Source organism: Variovorax brevis (genome assembly GCF_030317105.1).
Classification (GTDB): Bacteria; Pseudomonadota; Gammaproteobacteria; order Burkholderiales; family Burkholderiaceae_C; genus Variovorax; species Variovorax brevis.
Map to the genome: position 1 here is coordinate 41,436 of NZ_JASZYG010000010.1, position 25,318 is coordinate 66,753.

Sequence of the window (25,318 nt, forward strand, 5' to 3'; positions counted from 1 at the left end):
GTTTTCCTTCTTCATTGCTTGGTGAGCGCCTCACGCCAGCCGAGTCCCTCGACCGTGGTGCCGCGCGGTTTGTATTCACAGCCGATCCAGCCGGTGTAGCCGATTGCATCGATGTGCCTGAACAGCCATGGATAGTTGATCTCACCCGTGCCCGGCTCGCCCCGGCCCGGGTTGTCCGCGAGCTGGATATGGCCGATGCGTGACAGGTTCTTCTGCAGCGTGGCGGCCAACTCGCCTTCCATGCGCTGCGCATGATAAATGTCGTACTGCACGAACAGGTTGGACGAATCGACCTCCTGGATGAGCGCGAGCGCCTGGTCGGTGCGCGTCAGGAAGAAGCCGGGGATGTCGAAGGTGTTGATGGGCTCGATCAGCAGGCGGATGTTGGCGCCCTTGAGCGCTTCGGCCGCATGGCGCAGGTTGGACACCAGCGTCTGGTGCGACTCCTGCATGGCTGCGCCCACCGGCAGCTTGCCGGCGAGGCAGTTGACCTGCGGGCAGCCCAGGGCGGTGGCGTACTCGATGGCGCGCGCAACGCCTTCGCGAAACTCGGTCACCCGGTCCGGATGGCAAGCGATGCCGCGCTCGCCGCCGTCCCAGTTGCCCGCGGGCAGGTTGTGCAGCACCTGCGTCAAGCCGTTGGCCTTCAGCGCGGCGGCGAGTTCTTCCTTGGGGAACGGATAAGGAAAGAGGTACTCGACCGCCTTGAAGCCCGCCTTGGCGGCGGCCTCGAAGCGTTCCATGAAGGGCAGCTCGGTGAAGAGCATCGTCAGGTTGGCGGCAAACTTTGGCATGTGCGTCTCTCCCTGGTTCAGTCGAGCATGGCGGCGGCGATGGCGGTGGGCGCATCGGCGGTGCCTTCGGCGAGTTCACCGAACTCGGTGATGTTGTCGATCTCGGTGCCCATCGCGATGTTGGTGACGCGCTCGAGCATCACCTCGATCACCACCGGCACCTTGAATTGCGCCATGAGCTGTTCGGCCTGCTTGATGGCGGGCGTCATCTCCTCCTGCTTGCTCACGCGGATCGCCTTGCAGCCCAGGCCTTCGACGACCTTCATGTGGTCCACGCCGTAGCTTTTCTCGATGCCCGCGTCGTCGCTGGCATTGATGTTGTCGAAGCCCAGCTGCACGCAGTAGTCCATCTCGAAGCCGCGCTGCGACTGGCGGATGAGGCCCAGGTAGGAGTTGTTCACCACGATGTGGATGTAGGGCAGGTTGAACTGCGCACCCACGGCCAGCTCCTCGATCATGAACTGGAAGTCGTAGTCGCCCGAGAGCGCCACGATCTTGCGCGACGGGTCTGCAGCACGCACGCCCAAGGCTGCGGGAATGGTCCAGCCCAGCGGGCCGGCCTGGCCGCAGTTGATCCAGTGGCGCGGGTTGTATACGTGCAGGAACTGCGCCGCCGCAATCTGCGAGAGGCCGATGGTGCTCACATAGCAGGTGTCACGATCGAAGTTGTTGTTCATGCACTGGTACACGCGCTGCGGCTTCATCGGCACGTCGGCGAAGTTCGTCTTGCGCAGCATGGTCTTCTTGCGCTCGCGGCATTGCGACACCCATTCGCTGCGGTCGGGCAACTGGCCCTTGGCCTTCATGTCCTCGGCCACTTCAACGAAGAGTTCGAGCGCCGCTTTCGCATCGGAAACGATGCCGAAATCGGGGTTGAACACGCGGCCGATCTGCGTGGGTTCGATGTCGACGTGAACGAACTTGCGCCCCTTCGTGTAGACATCGATCGAGCCGGTATGGCGGTTGGCCCAGCGATTGCCGATGCCCAGCACGAAGTCCGAAGCCAGCATCGTTGCGTTGCCATAGCGGTGACTCGTTTGCAGGCCGCACATGCCGGCCATCAGCGGATGGTCGTCGGGCAGCGCGCCCCAGCCCATGAGGGTGGGAATCACCGGCACGCCCGTGGCTTCGGCAAAGCGCACGAGCAGGTCGCTCGCGTCCGCATTGATGACGCCGCCGCCGGCCACGATGAGCGGGTTCTTTGCTTCGTTGAGCATCGAAATGGCCTTCTCGACCTGCGCGCGCGTCGCCTTCGGCTTGTAGGGCGTGAGCGGTTCGTAGGTGTCGATGTCGAACTCGATCGTCGCCATCTGCACGTCGAAGGGCAGGTCGATGAGCACCGGGCCCGGACGGCCCGAGCGCATCAGGTGAAAGGCTTGCTGGAACACCTGCGGCACCTGGCCCGGCTCACGCACCGTGACCGACCACTTTGTGACGGGCTTGGAGATGGATTCGATGTCCACCGCCTGGAAGTCTTCCTTGTACAGCCGTGCACGCGGCGCTTGTCCGGTGATGCACAGGATGGGAATGGAATCGGCCCATGCCGAATACAGGCCCGTGATCATGTCCGTGCCGGCGGGGCCCGAGGTGCCGATGCACACGCCGATGTTGCCGGCCACCGCTCGCGTGTAGCCCTCGGCCATGTGCGAGGCGCCCTCCACGTGGCGCGCGAGGATGTGCGCGATGCTTCCGTGCTTGCGCATGGCGGAGTACAGCGGGTTGATGGCCGCTCCGGGTACGCCGAAGGCTTGCGTCACGCCTTCTTTTTCCATTACCAGCACGGCGGCTTGGGCGGCAGTCATTTTTGTCATGGGTACGTCTCCTTGGATGGAGTTCAACTGTATGCACGAAGCCCTGACAGCAGAAGGGGGTTGCGGGTCATAAAGGCTATTCCGGTTTGGAATAAATGGCTAGGATTACGGGCATGGACCGACTGCTTGCCATGGAAATGTTCGTGCGCGTGGTGGAGACCGGCAGCTTCTCCAAGGCTGCGCGCGAATTCAACACAACGCAACCCACCGTGACCAAACAGGTCGCCGCCACCGAGGCGCGGCTGAAGGCGCGGCTTCTCAACCGCAACACGCGCGGCGTGAGCCTGACCGAGCCGGGCGCCCTCTACTACGAGAAGTGCAAGGGCATCGTGCGCGACGCGCAGGACGCCGACAGCATCGTGCGCCTGCGGCAATCGCAGGCGCAGGGGCTGCTGCGCATCGGCACCTCGGTGGCCTTCGGGCGGCGGGTGATCGTGCCGCTGGCGCTCGACTACATGGCGCGCAATCCGCAGGTGCAGGTCGACCTGAGCTTTGAAGACCGCTATGTCGACCTGGTGGCGCAGGGCATCGACGTGGCCGTGCGCATGGGCAAGCTGGCCGACTCGTCGCTGGGTGCGCGCTTTCTCGGCATGAACCCGTGGGTGATGGTCGCTGCGCCCGCGTATCTGAAGGAGCACGGCACGCCCAAGCGCGCGCAAGACCTGAGCGGCCATGTGGCCCTCATCTACAGCAGCGTGGTCGGCGACGACGTGTGGCAGCTACACACGCCCAAGGGCGAACCCGTCACGGTGCCGGTGTCCGGGCGACTGCGTTCGAACAATGTCTCGGCGGTGCTGGCTGCGGCGCGGGAAGGCTTGGGCATCGCGCTCATGCCGCGCTATGTTGCGAGTGATTCTCTTGCCGCCGGCAAGGTCGTGGAAGTGCTGGCAGACCATTCGCTGGCCGAGCAGGAGATACACGCCGTGTTTCCATCCCCCAAGCTGGTTCCGGGCAAGGTGTCAAGCTTCGTTGCATTCTTGCAAGGTCGATTCGACGAAAGATGGTGGGCGCGTTAGGCTCCGCTTTCACAGGAGGAAAACGCCATGCTCACTTCAATTCGAACGACGGTGCCATGGTCGCTGCTGCTGCGGCATAAAAGGCTGGGGGTGCTGGTGCCCATCGCCTTCGGTCTGCTTGCAGGGTGCCAGACGCGTGGCGATGTGCGGCCCTTCTCGTCAGAGGTTCCGCTGCCGCCCACCTTTGCCAAGGTGGTGGATGTCTGCAACGGCGCCGAGGCGCGCTTTGCAATGGGTCAGAAGATGACGCCGGCCTTGCTGGAAGAGGCGAAGAACAGAACGGGCGCTCGTGTGGCCGTCACGGCCAAGGCGGGTGAGGCACTGAGTCCGGTCGACCCCTTGCGGCTGATCGTGGAGGTCAATCCTGCAGGCCAGATGGTGGGTGCGCGCTGCGGCTGAGTGGGCGGCGGCAGGCTTAGGTGGGCGGTTCGTCCGCGTTGTCCGTGGCCGTGGCAAACAGATCCCACGCCGCCATGAACATCGCAGCAATCACCGGGCCGATCACAAAGCCGTTGATGCCGAACAGCGCCAGCCCACCCACCGTCGACATCAGCACGATGTAGTCGGGCATCTGCGTGTCCTTGCCCACCAGAAGGGGCCGCAGGATGTTGTCGACCAAACCCACCACGACGACGCCGATGACGATCAGCGTCACGCCCTTCCAGATTTCACCCGTCGCCAGGAAATAGATGGCCACCGGCGCCCAGATCAGGGCCGCGCCCACCGCGGGCAGAAGCGACAGGAAGGCCATGAGCACGCCCCACAGCAACGCACCTTGCACGCCAAGGAACCAGAACGCCAGGCCTCCGATGACCCCCTGCGCCGCCGCGACTGCGATGTTGCCCTTGATGGTTGCGCGGATCACGGTGGTGAACTTGTTGAGCAGGAAGTGCGTATGCGGCTTGGCCAGCGGCAGTGCATTGCGCATCGTCTTTGAAAGATCGCCGCCGTCGCGCAGGAAGAAGTACAGCAGGTACAGCATGAGCGCAAAGCTCACCAGAAAATTGAAGGTGTTCTGACCGATGCTCAAGGCGTGCGTCGCAATGGCCTGGCTGGCCGCGGCGGCGCCTTGCGACAACTTGTTGATCAGTCCTTCGAAGTTACCGAGTCCAAAACGGTTGAGCAGGTCCAGTACCCAATGCGGCACGATGGCCACCATCTGTTGGAAATACTTCGTGAAGTTGATGTCGCCCGAGCGCATTTTTTGCGATACCAGCGAGAGTTCATCGACCAGCGACACTGCCACCACGCTGATCGGCAAGATGACGATCACCAGCGCCACCGAGAGCGTGATGATGGCCGACAGGTTGCGCCGGCCTCCGAGCTTCTTGACCAGTCGCTTGTAGATCGGCGTGAAAAGAATCGCCAGGCACACGGCCCACATGACCGCCCCGAAAAAGGGGAACAACACCCACACGAAGGCGACCGTGACGGCCGCAAGCAACAACAGAAAGGCGCCGCGCTGGATCGAAGGCGTGTTCATACGTCGGCCAACTCTAGCCGACCATTGACAGCTACCGTGTAGGCCGAGGCAGTGAAACCGGCGCCAGCGTGGCGCGCAGTCGTTCATTGGCGTTGGGGCCTGCGGGCACCTCCACTTCAAGCGCCTGCTCGACGTTGCCGATGTGGTCGAGCATCAATTGCCTGGCTTGCTCCGTTTCACCAGCTTCCAGTGCGGCGACGATGGCCGCGTGCTCCGCGCACGATTGGCTGGCCTCATGCTTCGACTGGAACAGCGTGGCCGCCAGCGTAGTGCGCGCCGTGAGGTCGCGCAGCACGTCGACCAGCAAGCGATGGCCCATCTGGTCGGCCAGGCAGACGTGGAAATCGGCCAGCAGAAAGGCCCGCGTGGCGGCGTCAGCGCCGGCAATGGCGCGCTTCTCGTCGGCAATGTGCTCGCGCAGCTTGCGAATCACCTTCGACAGCGGCCGGCCGGCTTCCGCGAGGATGCCCGACTCGATGATGCGGCGCGCCGAGAAGGCATCGCGCGCTTCCTCGATCGACGGCTCCATCACGAACCAGCCGCGGCGCGACTGCACCTCGACGAAACCGCGCGCCTGAAGCTGCATCAGCGCCTCGCGCACCATCGTCCGGCTGACGCCGAAGTTCTCCGCCAACTGTTGCTCGCCAAGGCGTTCGCCCGGTGCGAGCTTCTGGGCGAGGATGGCTTCGACCACGCGCTCGGCAATGGTGGTGGGCGTGACGGATTCTTCTGGCATGTTGGTGTTGTCGTGGTGGATCAGTGCGCGGCGTGGGCTGCCACGGCAATGGGCGAGTCCGGATCGGCCAGCGGCTCGTCCTCCGGCGAATGCGTGCCGTTGAGCACCGCATGGGCGCGCTCGCGGTCGATGTCGCCTTCCCACGCGGCGATGGCGACGGTGGCCACGCAGTTGCCGATCAGGTTGCCCAGTGCGCGGGCAATGCCCATGAACCAGTCGACCGAGAGTACCAGCACCAGGCCGATGGCCGGGATGGCGGGAATCGCTTGCAACGTGGCAGCCAGCACCACGATGGCCGAGCCCGGCACGCCATGCGCGCCCTTGGAAGTGACCAGCGCGATCGCCAGGATGGCCAGCAGGTCGGACATCGAGATCGGCGTGTTGGTGGCCTGTGCAATGAACACGGCGGCCAGCGTGATGTAGATCGAGAAGGCGTCCAGGTTGAAGGAGTAGCCGGTCGGAATCACCAGGCCCACTGTTGAATCACGGATGCCCATGTGGCGCAGCTTGGCCATGATCTGCGGCAGCACGCTGTCCGACGATGTGGTGGCGAACACGATGGTGAGTTCTTCACGCAGGTAGCGAAGGAACTTGACAAGGCTGAAGCCCGACAAGCGCATCACCAGGCCCAGGATGACGAACACGAAGAAGATCACCGCCACGTAGAAGAGGGCGACCAGCATCCCGAGTTGCTTGAGCGATCCGAGGCCGTACTTGCCGACCGTGAAGGCGATGGCGCCCAGCACGCCCAGCGGCGCCAGCTTGATGATGATGCCCATGATCTTGAACAGCACCAGCGAGAGTGCGTCGACCACTTGCGCGACCGGCCGGCCCTTGTCGCCGAGCAGCGCCAGCGCGCAGCCGAAGAGCACCGCAAACAGCAGCACCTGAAGCACGTCGCCCGTGGCGAAGGCATTGACCACCGTCGTGGGGATCAGCTTCATCAGGAAGTCGACCGTGCCGCCGCTGGTGAGCTTTTCTGCGTTCGATGCGTAGGCACTCATGGCGGAGGCATCGAGCAACTTGGGATCGACGTTCATGCCGACGCCCGGCTTGAACACGAAAGCGAGCACCAGGCCCAGGGCGAGGGCGACGGTGGTCAGCACCTCGAAATAGATCAGCGCCTTGACGCCGACGCGCCCGACGCGCCGCAGGTCGCCTGCGCCGGCGATGCCGTGCACCACCACGCAGAACACCAGCACCGGAATGATCATCTTGATCAGCTTGATGAATCCGTCGCCCAAGGGTTTGAGCTTGGCGGCGAACTCAGGAAAGAACAGGCCCGCCAGCACGCCGAGTACCAGCGCGATGACGACCTGTCCGAAGAGGGATTTGGCAAAACGGGGCATGGACGGACTCCAGGTTTGTTTGCATGCAAGTGAAGATTAATCTTGCATACAAGCAATGTAGGCAAGAACTGAAAATTTTCTGTGCGGGTAATCCCGAGCTTCGATACGATTTGGCAGATGCGCACCCTTCCACTCCCCACCGGCGGCGAAATTCCAGTGCTCGGCCTGGGCACCTGGCGAATGGGCGAAGACCGCGGCGACTACGCGACCGAGGTCGAGGCCGTGCGATCGGCCATCCAGATGGGCTACCGGCTCATCGACACCGCCGAGATGTACGGCGACGGCGGCGCCGAAGAGATGGTGGGCGAGGCGGTCGCGGCGGCGCTTCGGGGCGGCCGCGTCAAGCGCGAAGACCTGTTCATCGTCAGCAAGGTCTATCCCCACAACGCCAGCCGCGAGGGCACGCCGGCCGCCTGCGAAGTCAGCCTGGAGCGTCTGGGATTGGACTATCTGGACCTCTACCTGCTGCATTGGCGTGGCGAACATCCGTTGGGAGAAACCGTGGAGGCGATGCGTGCGCTGGTCGCCGAAGGCCGCATCAGGCACTGGGGCGTAAGCAACTTTGATACCGACGACATGGAAGAACTGGCCGCGGTCTGCGGCGGGCGCCTCGATTGCGCGGTGAACCAGGTCTACTTTTCAGCGGGCGAGCGCGGGCCGGAGTTCAGCCTGTTGCCATGGCAGCGTACGAACAAGATGCCATTGATGGCCTACAGCCCGATCGACCAGGGCGCGCTGGCGAGCGATGCGGGCATGGGCAAGATCGCCAAGCGCCTGGGCGTCACGTCGGCGCAGGTCGCACTGGCGTGGGCGTTGTCCCGGCCGGGCGTGGTGGCGATCCCCAAAGCAGTGCAGGAGAAGCATCTGCGGGACAACCTCGCCGCGGCTGGCTTGCAACTGAGTGCGGCGGATCTGGCGGAGATCGATGCGCTGCACCCGCCGCCCAAGCGCAAGAGCCCGCTCGCGATGATCTGAGCGGCTGGGGCGGCCCTGACCAGGTCACCGACCGCCGCGCGTTCCGAACTGGGTCGCGGCGTCCTCGCGGAACTCCTCCGGCGCCTTCTTGTGCTCAAGCCTTGCGCGCTTCCTCTTCCACCAGGTCTTTTTTCGACAGCTTGCCGACAGCAGTTTTCGGCAACGACTCGCGAACTTCCAGCGCGCCGATCATTTCGTGCTTGCCCAGGCGCTCCTTCAGGAAATCCTTGAGCGCGTCGAACTCCAGCGCTGGCGAGCCCGTCTTGAGCACGACGAACGCCTTCGGCGACTGGCCGCGGTACGCGTCGGGAATGCCGATCACGCACACCTCGGCGACGGACGGGTGTTCGTAGATCGCCTCCTCCAGCACGCGCGGGTAGACGTTGAAGCCGCCGCACAAGAGCATGTCCTTGGTGCGGTCGACGATGTAGAGGTAGCCGTCGCCATCGAACTTCGCGACGTCGCCGCTCTTGAAGTAGCCGTCGGGCGTGAACGATTCGGCCGTCGCCTTCGGGTTGTTCCAGTAGCCCTTCATGACGTTGGGGCCCTTGATGCACAACTCGCCCGGCTCGCCGGTTGCCACCTCGGCGCCGGAGCCATCGAGCGCCAGGAGCTTGATGTCGATGCCCGGCAGCGGCATGCCGCAGGAGCCTGCCTTGCGGATGCCACGTGCGGGCGTGAAGGTGCCCGAGGGTGAGGTCTCCGTCATGCCCCAACCTTCATTCAGGTGGCAGCCCGTCATGTCGAAGAAGCGCTGTTCGATCTCGACCGGCAGCGGTGCGCCGCCCGAGCCGCAGAACTTGAGCGAGCGCATGTCCGTCAACGCCGACTTGGGATGCGCCAGCATGCCCGTGTACATGGTGGGCACGCCGGGAAACACACTCACCTTGCCAACGGCAATTTCATGGAGCACCGCATCGACGTCGAACTTGGTGTGCAGCACCAGCGATGCGCCCAGGCGCAGGCCCAGCAGCATCGCGGCGCTGAGCGCATAGATGTGGAAGAGGGGCAGCACGACCAGCACGCGTTCCGCGCCCTGTTCGAGGATCGGCGGCTCGCCCTTGGTCGATTCGAGGTACTGCGCGCTCGCTGCTGCCAGGTTGGCATGCGTCAGCATCGCGCCCTTCGGCAGCCCGGTCGTGCCGCCCGTGTATTGCAGCACGGCGATCTCTTCCTTCAGGTCCGCGATCGGATGGCGCACGACGCTCTTGCCGTCGTTGTCCAGGAGCGCATCGAACGACAGGTGCTTGTCGTCGGTCGGCACCGTGGCCAGCTGCCCGGCGCCCTGCAGGAAGGCACGCACCTTGTCGGGCGCAGCGCTGAATTCCGGCAGGGTGCCGACGACGAGCTTTTGCAGCCGCGAATCCTGGAGGATGCGTGCCATCTGCGGATACAGGGCGGCCAGGTCGAGCGTCACCAGGATGTCGGTGCGGCTGTCTTCCACCTTGTGCGAGAGCACGCGCTCGGCATCCAGCGGCGAATAGTTGACCACCACGCCGCCTGCCTTCAGGACGCCGAAGAAAGCGATGGGGTAGTGCGGCGTGTTGGGCAGGTAGAGCCCGACGTGGACGCCCGGCTTCACACCCAGCGCCTGGAAACCCTGTGCCGCGCGGTCGCTCAACGCACCCAGTTCGCCGTATGTGATGACGCGACCCATGAACTCGATGCACGGCTTGTCGGGCCAGCGCGCAGCGCCATCGTCAAGAAATTGCGCGATGGGCTGGAGCGCCAGTTCGGCGTCCCAACGCATGCCGGGTGGGTAGGAATGGCTCCAGGGGGTGGCGCGTTGCACCGGGGTCGAATTGCCGCTCATCTTGCTCTTGCCTCCGTTGTAATTTTTCGGAGTTTATGCAGTGCAATGGGCAGCGAAGATCAAATGCGGGACAGCGCCGATACGACTTCCCCGTTATGCAAATGGGCATGCCGTCCGACACAAGCGTCGCCGTGCGCCGTCGAGATTGCAAGCGTGCATGTCAAGCGCGAAAGGAGATCACGATGATCCGCAAGCTGGCGAGCGGTGAATACCGCCTCTATTCCAGAAAGACCGATCCCAAGACCGGCAAGCGCCGCAATCTTGGGACCTTTGATTCACGTGAGAAGGCCGAACAGCACGAACGCGAAGTGCAGTACTTCAAGCGGCATTGATCTATGCTCCCTCCCCCGCCGGGGGAGGGTAGGGGTGGGGGCTGGCAGCGGTCGATATCCAATGCCGTGTGCCCCCATCCCGACCTTCCCCCGGCGGGGGAAGGAGCAAATCAATGCGCCTCGGCCTGCTTTGCAGCCGCGATGATGGCCGCATCGTCCTGCTTGGCGCCGTTGAGGAACAGGTTCAACAGCACGGCCGCAATCGAAGCCAGCAAGATGCCCGACTCGATCAGCGAGTGGATCGCGTGCGGCATCCATTGCTTGAAGTTCGGGGCAATCAGCGGAATCATGCCGATGCCGATCGACACCGCCACGATCATCGGGTTGTAGCGGTTCGTCTTGAAGTTCACGCCTGCCAAAATGCGGATGCCCGTCGCCGTCACCATGCCGAACATGACGAGGCCCGCGCCGCCCAGCACCACCGTCGGCAGCGACTCCACCAGCGCAGCCATCTTGGGCAACAGGCCCAGGATGATGAGGATCACGCCGCCCGCAACGCACACATAGCGGCTCTTGATGCCGGTCACCGCCACCAGGCCCACGTTCTGCGAGAAGCTGGTGTAGGGGAAGGTGTTGAACACGCCGCCGATCAAGGTGCCCAGGCCGTCGGTGCGCAGGCCGCGTGCCAGGTCCTTCTGCGTGATCTCGCGATCTGTCATTTCGCCGAGCGCCAGGAACATGCCGGTGGATTCGATCATCACGACGATCATGATGAGCGTCATGGTCAGGATCAGGATGGGGTCGAAGATCGGCATGCCGAAGTGAAAGGGCATCACCACGTCGAACCATTGCGCGTGCCCGACCTTCTCGAAGGTCATGATGCCCATGATGGTGGCGACCACGCCGCCGATCACGATGCCCAGCAGCACCGAGATGTTGGCCACGAAGCCCTTGGCGTACTTGACGATGAGCAGGATGGAAACCAGCACCAGCGCCGAGATCCCCATGCCGCTCAAGTCGGCGTATTTCGGATTCGGCACCGAGGGAACGATGGACAGCCCCTTGGGAATCGGCGGCGTGGCCGAGCCGGGCGAGGTCACGTCGGCCAGCCACTTCGCATAGACCGGGTCCACGATGGCCGGTGCCGTCGGCCCGACGGGGTTGCCGAAGATCCAGTTAATGCCCACGCGCATCAGGCTGATGCCGATGACGGTGATGATGGTGCCCGTGACCACCGGCGGAAAGAAGCGCAGCATGCGGCTCACCGCCGGCGCGATCAGTATCGAGATGATGCCGGCGCCGATGATGGAGCCGAACAACAGTTGCGCCCCGGCCTGTCCCGGGTTGTTGTTGGCGATGGTGACCATTGGCGCGACCGAGGCGAAGGTCACGCCCATCATCACCGGCAGCTTGACGCCGAACCATTGCGTGGCGCCGAGCGACTGGATAAGCGTGGCGATGCCGCAGCAAAAGAGGTCGGCGGAAATCAGCATCGCCACTTCCTGCGGGCTCAGCTTGAGCGCGCGTCCGACGATGAGCGGCACGGCCACTGCGCCCGCGTACATCACCAGCACGTGCTGCAGGCCCAGGGCCGTCAGCTTGCCGGCAGGCAGTTTCTGGTCAACCGGATGAACGCCCGCGTTGGCGGACGCGTTGGGGGAAATAACAGCCGACATCGCGAAATTCTCCTTCTTGGAATGAGAGGGCGAGTGAATGAATGGTAGCCCGCATCGGGCGGTTCACGAGCCTGTACGCGAAACTGTATACAAAACAGATGGACGGCTATATGGCGGAAAACCCGCACAAGGGTTTCGAACTGTCACGGCGTCGAGCGAGCGCTCAGGCGAGCAGCGCCTTGACCAGGTCGAGCTGGCGGTCCGGTGTTTCGCTTGCCAAGTCGAGGTTGGCCTCGATGCGCGAGAGGTGGTCGGTCATGCTGGTCACTGCCGCTTCCACGTCGCCGCTGCGGCAGATGCGCAGGAAATCCGCGTGCTCATCGAAGGAGCAGTGCGGATCGTTCGACGAGTGATAGACCATCGCGATAAGCGAACTGCGTGCCACCAGTTCGCGGATGAGTTCGGTGAGCGTGTGATGCCCCGTGGTCTGCGCCAGCGCAACGTGGAAGTCGCCCAGCAGCTTTTCGCGCACCGTTCCGGTGGTCGTGGCGCCCAGCGTGGTGCGCTCGAAATGCACGTGCTGCTCCAGCGCCTGGTAGTCCGCGGGCGTGGCACGCGCGACGAACAGGCGCACGACTTCGCTTTCCAGCAGCCGCCGCACGCCGAACACCTCGCGCGCCTCCTGCACGGTCGGCTTGCTGACGAAGGCACCCTTGTCCGGAATCATCTCGATGAGCTTGTCCTTGGAGAGCGTGAGCAGGGCGGCCCGGATCTTGGTGCGGCTCACCGCGTAGACGCGCCCCAGCGCCTCTTCGCGCAGCCAGGTTCCCGGCGGCAGCCGCTTTTCGACGATGGCGGTGGCGATGTCCTGGGCAATGCTGTCGATGGTCACGCTCTTGTCCGACACCACCGCGGAAGACGGCGAAGTCGCCGGACGCCTGGGCGTCGGCGGCTCGCCTGTTGATGGTTTGTTGGCAGTCTTTGCGGCGTTTGGCATGACGTGATTGTGGTCGACGCCAAGCCCGCCGCACATGGCGTCAGGCCGCGCGTTGCAATTTCGCTCGCCGCTCGGGCAATGTGAAGTCCGCCAGCAGGCCGGTCATCGGCTTGGGCAGCGGGTGGGCCAGCTCGCCGCGTTTGCTCGTGGCCAGACGCATGCCAACAAGGGACTCGATCAGCTTGGTGCCGGCCGCCACCCCGTCGATGACCGGCACGCCCAGCACGTCGCTGATGTGCTCGCACAGGTCGGCCATGCCGGCGCAGCCCAGCACGATGGTGTCCGACCCGTCTTCCTCGAGCGCGCGGCGGCATTCGCCGATGATGCGTTCGCGGGCGTTGGAGCCCGGCTCCTCCAGCTCGAGCACCGGAATTTCGCAGGCACGCACGTTGGCGCAAAAGCGCTTCATGCCGTACATCTCGGCCAGATGCCACGCTTGCCCCATCGTGCGGCCCAGCGTGGTCACCACGCTGAAGCTGCTGCCCACCAGGCTCGCCATGTGCATGGCTGCTTGCGCAATGCCGACCACCGGCCCGCGCGCCAGTTCGCGCGCTGCCTGCAGTCCGGGGTCGCCAAAGCAGGCGATGACGTAGCCGTCGATGCCCTCGAGTTCGCCGGTGGCGATCTCTTGCAGCAGCCCCGGCACGGCGAGCGCCTCGTCGTAGTGGCTTTCGATGGATACCGGCCCCATGGCCGGGCTGACTGCGATGATCCGGGTGTCGGGCCGCGCGACGGAACGCGCACACGCACCGATCTTCTCGGTCATGCTCAGCGTGGTGTTGGGGTTGATGATCTTGATGCGCATGTCGTCGGTTCCAGATGGCGGGGAAGGAAAAAAGCGTCAGGCCTTGCGCGGCTGCAGCAGGAGGTAGATGACGAAGCCCAGGCCCATGCCGATGAACCATGCATAGTTCGCGGCGCCCTGCAGTGTCGGGATGAACACGCAAAGGCTCGGCACCAGGGCTGAGGGAATCAACGCATACACGGCAGAGCGGTTGACGCCGTTCTTGTACCAGTACTCGCCCTTGGGGCTCATCGTGTAGAGCGCATCCACGTTCACCTTTTGCTTCTTCACGAGGTAGAAGTCTGCAATCAGGATGCCGAACAGCGGACCGATGAAGGAACCCAGGATGTCCAGCGTGTAGTGGATGACTTCCGGGTTGTTGTACAGGTTCCAGGGCGTGATGAACACCGAGCCCACCGCGGCAATCATGCCGCCCGTGCGCCAGCTGATCTTGCTCGGCGCGACGTTCGAGAAGTCGAATGCCGGCGACACGAAGTTCGCAACGATGTTGATGCCGATGGTGGCAATCATGAAGGTCAGCGCGCCGATCACCACAGCGGTGGTGCTGTCGATCTTCGCAACCGTGTGCACCGGGTCGGTGATGAGTTCGCCGAACACCGGCAGCGTGGCTGCAGAGGTGATGACGGACAGCAGCGAGAAGAACAGGAAGTTGACCGGCAGGCCCCAGAAGTTGCCCTTCTTCACCGCATCGAAGCTCTTGCCGTAGCGCGAGAAGTCACCGAAGTTGAGCATCGGGCCGCTGAAGTAGCTCACCACCAGCGCGATGGCGCCGGCCATCACCGGCAAGGCTTCCCAGCCGGAGAACTTCACGCCGCCCAGGTTCATGTCGATGTTGCTCCAGCCGGCCTTCCAGACCAGCCAGCCGCACAGCATGGCCATCACGACGTACACCGCAGGACCGGCCCAGTCGATGAACTTGCGGATGGCTTCCATGCCGTGCCAGAACACGAAGGCCTGCAGCACCCACATCAGCATGAAGGCGACCCAGCCGAGGGTCGACAGCCCGGCAAAGCCATGCTGCTTCACGTCGGCCCAGGCCGCGAGGTCCGGATAGAAGTGAAGCGCCAGCAGCATGAAGGCTGCGGACGCGAGATAGGTCTGGATGCCGTACCACGCCACGGCAATGAGGCCGCGAATCACGGCCGGCACGTTGGCGCCCAGCACGCCGAACGATGCGCGGCAGATCACGGGGTAGGGCGTGCCCGTCACCTGGCTGGGCTTGGCCACCAGGTTGCAGAAGAACTGCACGATGACGATGCCGATCAGCAGCGACACCAGCACCTGCCAGCTCGACAGGCCGAGCGAGAAAAGGCTGCCTGCGGTGATGTAGCCGCCCACGCTGTGCACGTCGGACATCCAGAAGGCAAAGATGTTGTATTGGCCCCAGGTCTGCTTCTTCAGCGGCGCGAGGTCTTCGTTGGTCAGGCGCGGGTCGTAGCCCGGTTTGATCAAGGCGTTGGATTCGTGGTGATGCGACGTGTGGGGGGTCGCAATCGGCAGGTCGGCGGTTGCTTGACTGACAGCTGGGTTCACGGGTGGCTCCTCGTGGCGGGTGGGCTGAAATCCGAACAGCGTGTTCGGTTCGTTGATTGCACCCTATATTTGTATACAAAAACTGGGTGCAATCAAGCCAGAATTTTTGACAATTGCTTGGTGTTTACCCTTGGCTGCGTCGAAGTGGCCGAAAATCGCCCGTATGGATCTGCGTGACGCCACGGCCCCTGTCGAATGCGAACTGGTACGCGTGCGCGGTCGCGTGCAGGGCGTCGGTTATCGCGACGGCTGTGCCGAGGGCGCCCGCGCCTTGGGCGTTTCGGGGTGGGTGCGCAACAGGGCAGACGGCTCGGTGGAGGCTTTGCTCCAAGGCACGCCGCAGCAACTGGCGGACATGCGCGAGTGGATGTCGACCGGCGTGCACGGCGCGCGAGTGGACTCGATGGACGTCACGCCGGTGCCCGCGCCCTTCGACCGTCTTCAACGCTTCGAGCGTCGGCCGACGGTGTAAGCCTCATCGGGGCGCCTGCAGGAAAACGCAACGCTCCCTATGATTCCGCTGGTCCGCTCCGGACCCCGGGGCGCATCGGAGAAACACCCATGAGCATTCCCACCACCCGCTTGGGCCGCACCGGCCTGACCGTGTCCCGTCTCGCCCTCGGCACGATGACTTTCGGCCTGCAGACCGACGAGACCGTGTCGCACCAGATCCTGGACAAGGCCACCGGGGCCGGCATCAACTTCCTGGACACCGCGGACGTCTATCCGCTGGGCGGCACCTGGGAGACAACAGGCCGCACCGAAGCCATCATCGGCAACTGGCTCCAGGCCAAGGGCGCCACTGCGCGCAGCCGCTTCATCGTGGCAACCAAGGCGTGCGGCAAGGTCGGCCCGAACACGTGGGACCAAGGGGCCTCGCGCAAGCATTTGCTCGACGCCATCGACGCCTCGCTCAAGCGCCTGCAGACGGACTACGTCGACCTGTACCAGCTTCACCACGACGACCGTGAAACGCCCATCGACGAAAGCCTGGAAGCGCTCGACGTGATCGTGAAGTCGGGGCGCGCGCGCTATATCGGCGTGTCGAACTTCTTCGCTTACCGGCTGGCCCGGGCGCTCGGCCGGTCGGAGCTGAAGAACCTGACCAAGTTCGTCTGCGTTCAGCCGCGCTACAGCCTGCTCTTTCGCGAAATCGAGCGCGAGTTGTTGCCGCTGGTCGGTGAGGAAGGGCTGGGCGTGATTCCCTACAACCCGCTGGCGGGCGGCCTGCTCACGGGCAAGTACAAGGCCGGATCCAGGCCGGAGGACAACACCCGCTTCACGCTCGGCACCGCCGGCACCATGTACCAGGACCGCTACTGGAACGAGCGGAGCTTCGGCACCGTCGAAAAACTGCACGCCCTCGCCGACGAGGCGGGCGTGCCGCTGGCGACGCTGGCCGTTGCGTGGGTCATGGCCAACCCGCTGATCACCGCGCCGCTGCTGGGTGCCAGCCGGCCAGAGCAACTCGACGCAACGCTTGACGCCGCCGAGTACAAGCTTGCCGCCGATTTGAAACAACGTCTCGATGATGTGACTGCCGAATATCGAAAAGGCGACGCACCGCGTTGAATTCGAGACGCAACTTTCCCACTGCTTCTTGCACAGGCAATCCGGTGGCAAGCCTTGCGGGACAAGGGTTTGGCGCGAATCGAGTGAAGTTTTCCACAAGCTTGTCCCCGTTTGGCGGGGACAGCTTTCACTCCGCTTTCACCTGTTTTCGCGTGCCGCGGGCACGGCCGAGACAGGCGCCCGAAACGAAGAGTTGCTTTTCGGCATCGTTGATGCGCTTGACCACCGTCTTGCCGGCGCGGCTGGCCAGCAGTTCGAGCAGGGCCTCGGTCACCGCCACGCCGGCCGCCACAGAGGGGAAAAAAGACGGGCTGCGGATGGAAAAAAGCAGGGTTTCGTCCGCGATCAATGACAAGGGCGAGGCCAAGCTGTCGGTCAGCGCGAGCACCTTGCATCCGGCCGATTTCGCCGCTTGGGCCACCTGCAAAGCCTCCCTCGAATATGGCGCGAAGCTGATCACGACCAGCGCATCGCCTTTCTTCATGGCGCGTTGCTGCATTTCGAGGGAGCCGCCCTGGCCGTCGATGAGGTGGACGCTGTCGCGAAAGATCCGATCGGCGGCACTGTCGATGGCAAGCAGGGTGACATGTGCTGCTCGCGCCGCCTTTCATTGCCTCGCAGGGCGACCTTGAATCGATCGCGTCGCCGCTGGCTTCATCCATCGATGCGGTGACGCGAAGGCTCGCCAACGGATGAATCCACCATCACGCCGCGTTGATGAATTAATACTTTCAGATTCATTCAATCGTCGCTGAATCGAGCCGTCGCTTGAGCTTGGCAGCCGCCACCCGCCATGTGCTTATCAAAGTGGCAATCTGGCGCGAAGCCTTATGGAATAAGGCTTCGTAAGAACTGTCACAAAGTTTTCCACAAGCTTGTCCCCGGTCGGCGGGGACAGATTTGACGAAAGGGTTTCTGAATACGGGACGCCCATTTCACGGGCGGCCGCGAAGCTTCAGGCGCCGGCGTCCAGCCGTTTTTGCATGGCCGCAGCGCGTGCCGAAGACGGCGGGTGCGAACTCAGCATCGAAGTGCCGGAGCCGCCGCCACTGGCGCTGGCGAGCTTCTGGAAGCCCGTCACCAGCCCTTTGCGTTCCAGCTTGCGTTGGGTCAAGAGGTCGAAGGAGTAGTTGTCGGCCGCGCTCTCCTGCACTTGCGAGAACTGCGCGTTGAGGAACTTCTCGCCCAGGTCGCCCGCCATGGATTGCGACACGGCGCCCACCGTGCCGCCGGCGGCCGTTGCCAGGTTGCGCAAGGTGGAGGTGGTGGCGGCAGCCTGCATGCGCGACTTGCTGTGGCCGAGCGCCACGTGGCCGATCTCATGGCCGATCACGCCACGCAGTTCGTCGTCGTTCATCAGGTCCATCAGGCCGCTGTAGACGCGGATGCAGCCGTTGGCCATGGCCCACGCGTTCACGTCCTTGGTCATGTAGACCTTGTAGACGGCGGGCTTGCCGTTGACGGTGGAGGGCATCGCCTTCACCACGTTGGCCAGACGCGTGGCGTAAGCGCTGCCGGACGCCGCGATCTGGTTCTTCTGGTCCATGGCCGCGCAGGACTGGTCGGACATGGAGGCAATCTCGCCATCGGTCAGGGACATGGCCTTGAATGCATCGCCGCCGATGCCGGCGAGGCTTTGCGTGTCCATGTTCTTGCAGCCGGCGAGTGCGGTAACAAGGGCGATCGAAATGATCGAAAGTGATGTCTTCTTCATCTTCTTCAGGTTCAGTTGGGAAATGAACCGGAAGGGTAGGCGAGGGCGGATCGCCCGCCGACGCAAGAGTGTCAGGCACTGTCAAACGCGGGCAAAACAGTGCATCGGCGTGATGAAGTTGCGGCAGGCTCGATGCGGCCCCGCAGGGTGTCCCCGCGCAGATCGGCGGGGACAGTCCGGACTCAGGCCAGCAGGTCGGCCAGCGTGCGTGCGATCACCTTCGTGGCGCGGCGCAGGTCTTCGAGCACCACGCGCTCATCGCTGCGCTTGGCGTGCGATTCGAGCACGGAGCGCGGGCCGGCACCGTAGATCACGCCGGGGATGCCGGCTTCGCCGTACAGGCGCACGTCGGTGTAGAGCGGCGTGCCGACCGCTTTGAGCGGTTCGCCGAAGACCACTTCGCCATGCTTCTGGATGGCATCGACCAGCGGCTTGTTGCCGGCCATCGGCTTCATCGAGTTGGCGAGCAGCAGTCGCTTGACTTCGATGCTGATGCCAGGCTTTTCGGCTGCAGCGTCGGCCATGATCTTGCGGATATTCGCTTCGACCTCGACCGGGTTCTCTTCGGGGATCATGCGGCGGTCAAGCTTGAACGTGACCTTGCCCGGCACGACGTTGGTGTTGGTGCCGCCCTCGATGCGACCCACGTTGAGGTAAGGGTGCGTGATGCCCTCGACCTTCGACGTCACTTGCTGGTAGAGCGTGTTCTGCCCGTACAGCGCGTTGAGGATGTGTACTGCACCCTGCAAGGCATCGACGCCTGTGGAAGGAACGGCGGCGTGCGCCATCTTGCCGTGCACCGTCACTTCCATCTGAAGGCAGCCGTTGTGGGCCGTGACCACTTCGTAGCTGAAGCCGGCTGCGATCATGAGATCGGGCTTGGTCAAGCCCTTCCTGAGCAGCCAGCCCGGGCCCAAGATGCCGCCGAATTCTTCGTCATAGGTGAAGTGCAGTTCGACGCTCCCCTTGCCCGGCTTGGCGACCGCTTCGAGTGCGCGCAGCGCGAAAGTGAAGCTGGCGAAGTCGCTCTTGCTCACCGCGGCGGCACGGCCGAACAGGCTGCCGTCTTCGATCTCGCCAGCATAGGGGTCCTTGCTCCAGCCTTCGCCGGGCGGCACCACGTCGCCGTGGGCGTTGAGCGCGACGGTGCGGCCTTCGCCGTACTTGCGACGCACGATCAGGTTGGTGATGGATTCGAGGCCGTAGTCCTTCACTTCCTGTGCGGGCACTGCATGCTTCTCGGCTTCGAAGCCGAAGCCTTGCAGCAACTCGGCGGTGCGCTCGGCATGCGGCGCGTTGTTGCCGGGTGGCGTGTCGGTGGGCACGCGCACCATTTCCTGGAGGAACTTCACTTCTTCGTCGAAGTGTGCGTCGATCCAGGCGTCGAGTTTGTTGTAGTCGGTCATATTCCAGGTCCGTTCAAGAATCAGCTTTGTCTTTTTCAGGAACACCGCGGAACCGGCTTTGCCGGGCCGCTGGTGTTGCCCCTTGAGGGGGAGGCGGCTACACGAAGTGAGCAAGCAACGGTGTGGTCATTCGCTCGCTATGTTGTCTAGCAGATGCTGGAAGGCTTCCACGGCTAGCTGCATGTCGTCGTTCGTCGACGATTCGAGCGGGTTGTGGCTGATGCCGGAGTTGATGCCGCGCACGAAGAGCATGGCCTGCGGCATGACTTCGTGCAGCTTCATTGCATCGTGGCCGGCGCCGCTGGGCATGCGGAAGAGTTCGACGCCCAATGAGTCGACGGCTTTCTCCCACCGTGCTTGCCATTCGGGCGCACTCGGCGCGGCAGCGGCGCGCATGGTCTCTTCCAGCGTGTAGCGCACGCTGCGCCTCTCGCAGATTTCCTTGAGCGCAGCCACCACGTCGTTGGCCATCGCATCGCGCTGCGCATTGTTGGGCGCGCGCATGTCGAGGCTGAACTTGCAGCGGCCCGGCACGACGTTGATCGAACCATTGGGCACTTCGAGCATCCCCACGGTGGCGACCGAATCGCCATCCTTTGCGGCGCGTTGCTCGGCAAACAGGATGAGTTCCGCAACTGCCGCGGCGGCGTCATTGCGTCGGTCCATCGGCGTCGTGCCCGCGTGGCTCGCCATGCCGATCACTTCGCCCACGTAGCGCACGCTGCCGTTGATGGAGGTCACGATGCCCAGCGGAATGTCGAGCTCGTTGAGCACCGGGCCCTGCTCGATGTGCACTTCGACAAAGCCGAGATACTTGCCCGGATCGCGCTGGATCTTCGGGATGTCTTCGAGTTTCAGGCCGGCATGCGCCATGGCTTCGCGCATCGTGATGCCATCGACATCCTTCTGGTCGAGCCAGTTGTTGTCGAAGTGGCCGATGAGCGCGCCGGAGCCGAGGAAGGTCGCCTTGTAGCGCTGGCCTTCTTCTTCCGCGAAGCCGACGACTTCAAAAGCGAAGGGCAGTCGGCGGCCCTGCTTCTTGAGTTCGCGTACGCAGGCCATCGGCACGAAGATGCCCAGGCGGCCGTCGTACTTGCCGCCATTGCGCACAGTGTCGTAGTGCGAGCCGGTGAGCAACGTCTTGGCGTTGGGCGTCGCGCCTTCGTAGCGCCCGACGACGTTGCCGACCGCATCGATCTCCACGCTGTCGAAGCCGATCTCGCGCATCCAGCCGGCGATCTGCGCGGCGCAGGCGCGGTGCGCGTCCGTCAGGTAGGTCACCGTGAGCTGATTCTTTTCCGCATAGCCGGGGTCGGTGTGCGCGGACAGGGCTTCCTGCCAGTCCCACACGTCGTTGCCCAGCGCGGGCGAGGCACCGAACTTGTCGTTCAGGCGGATCTCCGCGATGCGATGGATGTTGCGCAGCGCCTCGGCTTGCTCGAAGGCCGGGTGATGGTGCAGGCGGCGCTCGAAGGTCTCGATGATCTGCGCCTTGTTCAGGCCCGTGCCGCGCGGTCCGCGCACCGCAAGGATGAACGGAAAGCCGAACTTGGCGTTGTAGTCCGCGTTGAGCTTCTGGATCTTCGCGAACTCCTCGGGCGTGCAGTCCGTCAGGCCGGCCTTGCCCTGTTCGTTGGTCGATTCGGCCGTCAATGTCTTGCTGACCATCGCCTTGCCCGCGAGCTCGGGGTGAGCGCGGATGAGGCCCAACTGTTCGTCGCTGGAGGCGGTGGTCACCACCTGTGCCAGCGCATGCTTGAGATGCTGCAACGAGCGAAACGGCCGCGCCGCCATCGCGCGCTGCGCGATCCACGGCGAGTGTTCGTACACGCCGTCGAGCAGCGCGACGGCGTCGTCCGCGGAGGACGTGTTCAGTTGTTCGATGGACAGCGACATGTCAACTTCCCTTGTTTATGCGGCCGTTGCCGCCGTGTATGGATGAACCGTTTTCCAGTGGCGCGCGATGTCGACCCGGCGGCACACCCACACGCGGTCATGCGCGGCGATGTGGTCCAGGAAGCGCTGCAGCGCGGTGATGCGGCCGGGGCGTCCCAGCAGGCGGCAGTGCATGCCGATCGACATCATCTTGGGTGCTTCGTCGCCCTCGGCGTACAGCGCGTCGAACGAATCCTTCATGTACTGGAAGAACGGGTCGGCGTGCGAGTAGCCCTGCGGCAGCGCAAAGCGCATGTCGTTGCAGTCGAGCGTGTAGGGCACGATAAGTTGCGGCACGACTTCGCCGTCGGTCTTCTGCACCTTCATCCAGAAGGGCAGGTCGTCGCCGTAGTAGTCGCTGTCGTATTCGAAGCCGCCGTAGTCGGCCACGAGGCGGCGCGTGCGCGGGCTGTCGCGGCCGGTGTACCAGCCCAGGGCGCGCTCGCCCGTCAGGCGCTCGATGGCGTCCATGCCCAGGCGCATGTGCTCGCGCTCGGTGGCTTCGTCGATGTTCTGGTAGTGGATCCAGCGCCAGCCGTGGCAGGCGATCTCATGGCCCAGTTCCTTGAACGCGGACGTGAGTTCCGGATGGCGTTCCAGCGCCATGCCCACGCCGAACACGGTGAGTGGCAGGCCGCGCTTCTCGAACTCGCGCAACAGTCGCCATACGCCCACGCGCGAGCCGTATTCGTAGATGCCTTCCATGCTGATGTGGCGATCCGGAAAGCTCGCGGGGTTGAACATTTCCGAGAGGAATTGCTCCGAGCCGGCGTCGCCATGCAGCACGCTGTTCTCGCCGCCTTCTTCGTAGTTGAGCACGAACTGCACCGCAACGCGCGCCTGACCGGGCCATCGCGCGTGGGGAGGGTTGCGTCCGTAGCCGATCAAGTCTCGAGGGTAGGGAAGGGTGGTGTCGTAGACGGTCATTAGAGGTTCATGAAAGTGCCAGCGATATATCGCTGGTTGGAACCTTTCTATCGAAGGTTAGGTTGGCCTCCACATGCATCAGGTGTTCCGTCATGAGCCGCACCGCGCGCTCTTCGTCCTTGGCGGCCAGCGCCTTGACGATGTCTGCGTGCTCATCGTTGGAATGCGCTGCCGCGCTCGCGCTCTGGTACATGAGCGTGATGAGCGCGCAGCGAGAAATCAGGTCGCCCAGGATCTGCGCCAGGACGCGGTTGCCCATCAGCTCGGCCATGCGGACGTGAAAGTCGCCGAGCAGTTCGGTGCGCTCGGAAACGTCTTCGCCGGTGACGGAGCCTTTTTCGAGGGCGACGTGTTCGCGCAGGGCCTTGATCTTGGCCGGCGTGACGGTGCGCACGAACTCGCGCGTCATCTCGGCTTCGAGCATGCGGCGCACGGCAAACACTTGCCGGGCCTCATCGACGGCCGGCGCGGCCACGAAGGCGCCGCGCGCCGGTTCGAGCCGGATCAGGCGGTTCTGGGACAGTTGAAAGAGGGCCTGGCGCACGAGCGTGCGCGAGACGCCGAAATGGTCGGCCAGCTTCTGCTCGGCCAGCTTGCTGCCCGGCTGGAGCCGGTGCTCGACAATGGCTTTGGTCAGTGCGTCGACGATGGCGCGGGTGGTGGTCGAATCCATGATGAATCTCATGATAGACCCAAAGCCAAGAACTGTATACACTTTTGTCCACCGGATTTTCCCGAGCATTTAAGACAGGAGCAAATTCATGGGCTTGAGCACTCACGTACTGGACACGATGCACGGCGGCCCTGCTGCCGGCATGGAAGTGGCGCTCTTCACCACCGACGGCGACAACGCCACGCTGGTCAGGCGCTTCACCCTCAATGCGGACGGCCGCAGCGACGGGCCGCTCTATGACAACAGCACGCTGAAAGTCGGCACGTATCGATTGGTATTCGATGTGGCAAGCTATTTCAAACAGCGCGGCGTCAAGCTGCCCGAGCCGAATTTCCTGAACCGCGTGGCGCTGGACTTCGGCGTGGCGCACACCGACCAGCACTATCACGTGCCGCTGCTGGTCAGTCCGTGGAGCTACTCCACGTACCGCGGATCCTGAACCCTCAAAGCTGTCCCTCGCTCAACGTGTCGAGCTGAAAATGACCGTCCTTGTCCCACAGCCAGGTGTCGGTCCACGTCACCTTGCCAAGTTGCGTCGCGGTCGGAAAGGGCGCGGCGGTGAGCACGGTGCGCTCGATCTCCGCGATGACTTCGGGCGCATGCCTGGGCGCGCGCATCCAGTGCATCGAGGTCACGCGGCCGTTGGCGTCGATGTTGACTTCCAGCGTGCCGATGGCGTAAAGCAGCGGTGGCAGCTTGCCGGTGTAGATGCGGTTCTTGTTGCGGGCGTAGACATGGCTCGCCGCGTCGCGCCGGTAGTCGCGCGGAGTGGTGGCGTTCGACGGGCGGGGCGCCGGGTTGGGTGTGTTCTGCGACGGGGTTGCATCGCTGAGCTGGCCCGGAACGGCGCCAGCACCGGGGCCGGTGGAGCCGCAGCCGGCGAGCCAGAGGGTTGCGGTCATGGCGCCGGCGAGAGCCAGCCGGCGGAACAGTGGATCAAGTTGCATCGGCGAATTTATACCGTGTCTCCCATGCGGCGCCGAAACGGAAGGTTTCGAGAATGAATGGACTGGTCGACACGCTGCTGGCGCGACTGGCAAGAGAAGATGGCGTGCTGGTGCACGTCAACGCCACGCAGGGCTCCGCCCCGCGCGAGGCCGGCACGTGGATGGCCGTGTGGGCCAACGACCTCACCGGCACGATCGGCGGCGGCCAGCTGGAGTTCCAGGCGACCGACGAGGCGCGCGAATGGCTCACCGGCACCGCTTCCATCGAAGGCGTGCGGCGCTATCCGCTCGGCCCCAGCCTGGGCCAATGCTGCGGCGGCGTGGTGTTCCTGTCCTATGAGCGCGTGGGTGCCGCCGACATCCCCCGCCTGCGCGAAGCCCTGACAGCGCACCTGAGCCCGGTCGCGCTCTTCGGCGGCGGCCATGTGGGGGCGGCGCTGGCGCGCCTGCTGGCAACCTTGCCCTTTTCGGTCCGATGGATCGACAGCCGCGACGGCGTTTTCCCCGCGGAACTGCCGGCCCAGATCGAGACCGAGCATTCCGAGCCGGTGCAGGACGCCGTGGCGCAGCTGGCGCCGGGCTCGCGCGTGCTCATCATGAGCTTCAGCCACGCGGAAGACCTGGACATCGTCATTGCCTGCCTGCGGCGCCGGCGCGAGCGCGGCGACTTGCCCTACATCGGCCTGATCGGCAGCAAGACCAAATGGGCGACATTCCGCCATCGGCTGGAAGCGCGCGGCTTCAGCGAGCAGGAGATGGCGCACGTCACATGCCCGATCGGCGTGCCGGGCATCACGGGCAAGGAGCCCGAGGTCATCGCGGTCGCGGTGGCGGCACAGTTGTTGCAATCGCTGTCGGCTTCGACATCGCCATAAGGGTTAACCATAGTCTGTGGGCACAATGCCAGGCAGCCATAACAGAACAAAAGTGTATACACTTCAGTC

Annotated in this window: 24 protein-coding genes and 2 pseudogenes; 9 read left to right on the forward strand and 17 right to left on the reverse strand. The window is 64.0% G+C overall.

Annotation, left to right across the window (positions count from 1 at the left end; translation table 11 throughout):
• Positions 1-11: 11 nt before the first annotated feature.
• Together hyi and gcl are read right to left on the reverse strand one after the other, a co-directional pair.
• Complete coding sequence (gene hyi, locus QTI66_RS27105; protein ID WP_286563263.1) at positions 12-794, reverse strand: hydroxypyruvate isomerase; 783 nt, start codon at positions 792-794, stop codon at positions 12-14.
• A gap of 17 nt (positions 795-811) precedes the next feature.
• Entirely contained in the window at positions 812-2,605 is a 1,794-nt protein-coding gene (gene gcl, locus QTI66_RS27110; RefSeq protein ID WP_286563264.1) for a glyoxylate carboligase, read from the reverse strand.
• A 113-nt stretch (positions 2,606-2,718) separates the two neighbouring features.
• Between gcl and QTI66_RS27115 the strand changes: the two genes are divergently transcribed.
• Both QTI66_RS27115 and QTI66_RS27120 read left to right on the forward strand, forming a co-directional pair.
• Positions 2,719-3,621, forward strand: a complete 903-nt coding sequence (locus QTI66_RS27115) for a LysR family transcriptional regulator (RefSeq protein ID WP_286563265.1) — start codon at positions 2,719-2,721, stop codon at positions 3,619-3,621.
• Between the two features lie 27 nt (positions 3,622-3,648).
• Positions 3,649-4,020 carry a hypothetical protein gene (locus QTI66_RS27120; protein WP_286563266.1) on the forward strand — a complete coding sequence of 124 codons (372 nt, stop codon included), beginning with the start codon at positions 3,649-3,651 and terminating at the stop codon, positions 4,018-4,020.
• 16 nt (positions 4,021-4,036) lie between these two features.
• Here the strand turns inward: QTI66_RS27120 and QTI66_RS27125 are convergent, their stop codons facing one another.
• From QTI66_RS27125 to QTI66_RS27135, 3 genes are read right to left on the reverse strand one after another with little or no spacing between them, the layout of a single operon-like run.
• Entirely contained in the window at positions 4,037-5,104 is a 1,068-nt protein-coding gene (locus tag QTI66_RS27125) for an AI-2E family transporter (RefSeq protein WP_286563267.1), read from the reverse strand.
• 31 nt (positions 5,105-5,135) lie between these two features.
• Complete coding sequence (locus QTI66_RS27130; RefSeq protein ID WP_286563268.1) at positions 5,136-5,840, reverse strand: GntR family transcriptional regulator; 705 nt, start codon at positions 5,838-5,840, stop codon at positions 5,136-5,138.
• Between the two features lie 20 nt (positions 5,841-5,860).
• Complete coding sequence (locus QTI66_RS27135; RefSeq protein ID WP_286563270.1) at positions 5,861-7,189, reverse strand: C4-dicarboxylate transporter DctA; 1,329 nt, start codon at positions 7,187-7,189, stop codon at positions 5,861-5,863.
• Positions 7,190-7,306: 117 nt separating this feature from the next.
• Between QTI66_RS27135 and QTI66_RS27140 the strand changes: the two genes are divergently transcribed.
• Entirely contained in the window at positions 7,307-8,164 is an 858-nt protein-coding gene (locus QTI66_RS27140) for an aldo/keto reductase (protein WP_286563272.1), read from the forward strand.
• 94 nt (positions 8,165-8,258) lie between these two features.
• Here QTI66_RS27140 and QTI66_RS27145 read toward each other — a convergent pair whose 3' ends face one another.
• Positions 8,259-9,977 carry a long-chain-fatty-acid--CoA ligase gene (locus tag QTI66_RS27145; protein WP_286563274.1) on the reverse strand — a complete coding sequence of 573 codons (1,719 nt, stop codon included), beginning with the start codon at positions 9,975-9,977 and terminating at the stop codon, positions 8,259-8,261.
• 182 nt (positions 9,978-10,159) lie between these two features.
• On the opposite strand from QTI66_RS27145, the gene QTI66_RS27150 reads away from it, so the two are divergent.
• Complete coding sequence (locus QTI66_RS27150; RefSeq protein WP_116911391.1) at positions 10,160-10,309, forward strand: hypothetical protein; 150 nt, start codon at positions 10,160-10,162, stop codon at positions 10,307-10,309.
• 110 nt (positions 10,310-10,419) lie between these two features.
• On the opposite strand, the gene QTI66_RS27155 is transcribed toward QTI66_RS27150, so the two are convergent.
• The 4 genes from QTI66_RS27155 to QTI66_RS27170 form a co-directional block, all read right to left on the reverse strand.
• Positions 10,420-11,925, reverse strand: coding sequence for a nucleobase:cation symporter-2 family protein (locus QTI66_RS27155; protein WP_286563276.1), 1,506 nt, complete (start codon positions 11,923-11,925; stop codon positions 10,420-10,422).
• A 163-nt stretch (positions 11,926-12,088) separates the two neighbouring features.
• A complete protein-coding gene (locus QTI66_RS27160; RefSeq protein ID WP_286563439.1) occupies positions 12,089-12,775 on the reverse strand; it encodes a GntR family transcriptional regulator in 687 nt (228 codons plus the stop codon).
• A 127-nt stretch (positions 12,776-12,902) separates the two neighbouring features.
• The gene (locus QTI66_RS27165; RefSeq protein WP_286563277.1) at positions 12,903-13,667 is read right to left on the reverse strand and encodes an aspartate/glutamate racemase family protein; all 765 of its coding nucleotides are present in this window, start codon (positions 13,665-13,667) and stop codon (positions 12,903-12,905) included.
• A gap of 36 nt (positions 13,668-13,703) precedes the next feature.
• A complete protein-coding gene (locus QTI66_RS27170; protein WP_286563441.1) occupies positions 13,704-15,167 on the reverse strand; it encodes an NCS1 family nucleobase:cation symporter-1 in 1,464 nt (487 codons plus the stop codon).
• Between the two features lie 196 nt (positions 15,168-15,363).
• On the opposite strand from QTI66_RS27170, the gene QTI66_RS27175 reads away from it, so the two are divergent.
• Both QTI66_RS27175 and QTI66_RS27180 read left to right on the forward strand, forming a co-directional pair.
• Positions 15,364-15,672: an acylphosphatase gene (locus QTI66_RS27175; RefSeq protein ID WP_286563278.1), complete on the forward strand. Its 309-nt coding sequence runs from the start codon at positions 15,364-15,366 to the stop codon at positions 15,670-15,672.
• Between the two features lie 89 nt (positions 15,673-15,761).
• Complete coding sequence (locus tag QTI66_RS27180; RefSeq protein ID WP_286563279.1) at positions 15,762-16,772, forward strand: aldo/keto reductase; 1,011 nt, start codon at positions 15,762-15,764, stop codon at positions 16,770-16,772.
• Between the two features lie 127 nt (positions 16,773-16,899).
• Here QTI66_RS27180 and QTI66_RS27185 read toward each other — a convergent pair.
• Positions 16,900-17,325, reverse strand: a pseudogene (locus tag QTI66_RS27185) (MurR/RpiR family transcriptional regulator); the annotation flags it as partial.
• On the opposite strand from QTI66_RS27185, the pseudogene QTI66_RS39940 reads away from it, so the two are divergent.
• Positions 17,323-17,468: pseudogene (locus tag QTI66_RS39940) on the forward strand (aspartate aminotransferase family protein); the annotation flags it as partial. The pseudogenes QTI66_RS27185 and QTI66_RS39940 sit on opposite strands and share 3 nt — an antisense overlap.
• A 259-nt stretch (positions 17,469-17,727) precedes the next feature.
• Here QTI66_RS39940 and QTI66_RS27190 read toward each other — a convergent pair.
• The 5 genes from QTI66_RS27190 to QTI66_RS27210 form a co-directional block, all read right to left on the reverse strand.
• On the reverse strand, positions 17,728-18,486 hold the full coding sequence (locus QTI66_RS27190) for a M48 family metalloprotease (RefSeq protein ID WP_286563280.1): 759 nt from the start codon (positions 18,484-18,486) through the stop codon (positions 17,728-17,730).
• Positions 18,487-18,668: 182 nt separating this feature from the next.
• Complete coding sequence (locus QTI66_RS27195) at positions 18,669-19,892, reverse strand: M20 family metallopeptidase (protein WP_286563281.1); 1,224 nt, start codon at positions 19,890-19,892, stop codon at positions 18,669-18,671.
• A gap of 126 nt (positions 19,893-20,018) precedes the next feature.
• The gene (gene uraD, locus QTI66_RS27200) at positions 20,019-21,788 is read right to left on the reverse strand and encodes a 2-oxo-4-hydroxy-4-carboxy-5-ureidoimidazoline decarboxylase (protein ID WP_286563282.1); all 1,770 of its coding nucleotides are present in this window, start codon (positions 21,786-21,788) and stop codon (positions 20,019-20,021) included.
• 15 nt (positions 21,789-21,803) lie between these two features.
• The gene (puuE, locus tag QTI66_RS27205) at positions 21,804-22,754 is read right to left on the reverse strand and encodes an allantoinase PuuE (RefSeq protein WP_286563283.1); all 951 of its coding nucleotides are present in this window, start codon (positions 22,752-22,754) and stop codon (positions 21,804-21,806) included.
• 7 nt (positions 22,755-22,761) lie between these two features.
• Entirely contained in the window at positions 22,762-23,427 is a 666-nt protein-coding gene (locus QTI66_RS27210; RefSeq protein WP_286563284.1) for a GntR family transcriptional regulator, read from the reverse strand.
• 88 nt (positions 23,428-23,515) lie between these two features.
• Between QTI66_RS27210 and uraH the strand changes: the two genes are divergently transcribed.
• On the forward strand, positions 23,516-23,866 hold the full coding sequence (gene uraH, locus QTI66_RS27215; RefSeq protein ID WP_286563285.1) for a hydroxyisourate hydrolase: 351 nt from the start codon (positions 23,516-23,518) through the stop codon (positions 23,864-23,866).
• Positions 23,867-23,870: 4 nt separating this feature from the next.
• On the opposite strand, the gene QTI66_RS27220 is transcribed toward uraH, so the two are convergent.
• A complete protein-coding gene (locus QTI66_RS27220) occupies positions 23,871-24,374 on the reverse strand; it encodes a hypothetical protein (RefSeq protein WP_286563286.1) in 504 nt (167 codons plus the stop codon).
• 53 nt (positions 24,375-24,427) lie between these two features.
• Between QTI66_RS27220 and xdhC the strand changes: the two genes are divergently transcribed.
• Entirely contained in the window at positions 24,428-25,249 is an 822-nt protein-coding gene (gene xdhC, locus QTI66_RS27225; protein ID WP_286563288.1) for a xanthine dehydrogenase accessory protein XdhC, read from the forward strand.
• Positions 25,250-25,318 lie beyond the last annotated feature (69 nt).

What these genes read in the sequence shown, in the direction of transcription:
- hyi (WP_286563263.1), bottom strand. Translation starts at nt 794, where the DNA reads ATGCCAAAGTTTGCCGCCAACCTGACGATGCTCTTCACCGAGCTGCCC.
- gcl (WP_286563264.1), bottom strand. Translation starts at nt 2,605, where the DNA reads ATGACAAAAATGACTGCCGCCCAAGCCGCCGTGCTGGTAATGGAAAAA.
- QTI66_RS27115 (WP_286563265.1), top strand. Translation starts at nt 2,719, where the DNA reads ATGGACCGACTGCTTGCCATGGAAATGTTCGTGCGCGTGGTGGAGACC.
- QTI66_RS27120 (WP_286563266.1), top strand. Translation starts at nt 3,649, where the DNA reads ATGCTCACTTCAATTCGAACGACGGTGCCATGGTCGCTGCTGCTGCGG.
- QTI66_RS27125 (WP_286563267.1), bottom strand. Translation starts at nt 5,104, where the DNA reads ATGAACACGCCTTCGATCCAGCGCGGCGCCTTTCTGTTGTTGCTTGCG.
- QTI66_RS27130 (WP_286563268.1), bottom strand. Translation starts at nt 5,840, where the DNA reads ATGCCAGAAGAATCCGTCACGCCCACCACCATTGCCGAGCGCGTGGTC.
- QTI66_RS27135 (WP_286563270.1), bottom strand. Translation starts at nt 7,189, where the DNA reads ATGCCCCGTTTTGCCAAATCCCTCTTCGGACAGGTCGTCATCGCGCTG.
- QTI66_RS27140 (WP_286563272.1), top strand. Translation starts at nt 7,307, where the DNA reads ATGCGCACCCTTCCACTCCCCACCGGCGGCGAAATTCCAGTGCTCGGC.
- QTI66_RS27145 (WP_286563274.1), bottom strand. Translation starts at nt 9,977, where the DNA reads ATGAGCGGCAATTCGACCCCGGTGCAACGCGCCACCCCCTGGAGCCAT.
- QTI66_RS27150 (WP_116911391.1), top strand. Translation starts at nt 10,160, where the DNA reads ATGATCCGCAAGCTGGCGAGCGGTGAATACCGCCTCTATTCCAGAAAG.
- QTI66_RS27155 (WP_286563276.1), bottom strand. Translation starts at nt 11,925, where the DNA reads ATGTCGGCTGTTATTTCCCCCAACGCGTCCGCCAACGCGGGCGTTCAT.
- QTI66_RS27165 (WP_286563277.1), bottom strand. Translation starts at nt 13,667, where the DNA reads ATGCGCATCAAGATCATCAACCCCAACACCACGCTGAGCATGACCGAG.
- QTI66_RS27175 (WP_286563278.1), top strand. Translation starts at nt 15,364, where the DNA reads ATGGATCTGCGTGACGCCACGGCCCCTGTCGAATGCGAACTGGTACGC.
- QTI66_RS27180 (WP_286563279.1), top strand. Translation starts at nt 15,762, where the DNA reads ATGAGCATTCCCACCACCCGCTTGGGCCGCACCGGCCTGACCGTGTCC.
- QTI66_RS27190 (WP_286563280.1), bottom strand. Translation starts at nt 18,486, where the DNA reads ATGAAGAAGACATCACTTTCGATCATTTCGATCGCCCTTGTTACCGCA.
- QTI66_RS27195 (WP_286563281.1), bottom strand. Translation starts at nt 19,892, where the DNA reads ATGACCGACTACAACAAACTCGACGCCTGGATCGACGCACACTTCGAC.
- uraD (WP_286563282.1), bottom strand. Translation starts at nt 21,788, where the DNA reads ATGTCGCTGTCCATCGAACAACTGAACACGTCCTCCGCGGACGACGCC.
- puuE (WP_286563283.1), bottom strand. Translation starts at nt 22,754, where the DNA reads ATGACCGTCTACGACACCACCCTTCCCTACCCTCGAGACTTGATCGGC.
- QTI66_RS27210 (WP_286563284.1), bottom strand. Translation starts at nt 23,427, where the DNA reads ATGGATTCGACCACCACCCGCGCCATCGTCGACGCACTGACCAAAGCC.
- uraH (WP_286563285.1), top strand. Translation starts at nt 23,516, where the DNA reads ATGGGCTTGAGCACTCACGTACTGGACACGATGCACGGCGGCCCTGCT.
- QTI66_RS27220 (WP_286563286.1), bottom strand. Translation starts at nt 24,374, where the DNA reads ATGCAACTTGATCCACTGTTCCGCCGGCTGGCTCTCGCCGGCGCCATG.
- xdhC (WP_286563288.1), top strand. Translation starts at nt 24,428, where the DNA reads ATGAATGGACTGGTCGACACGCTGCTGGCGCGACTGGCAAGAGAAGAT.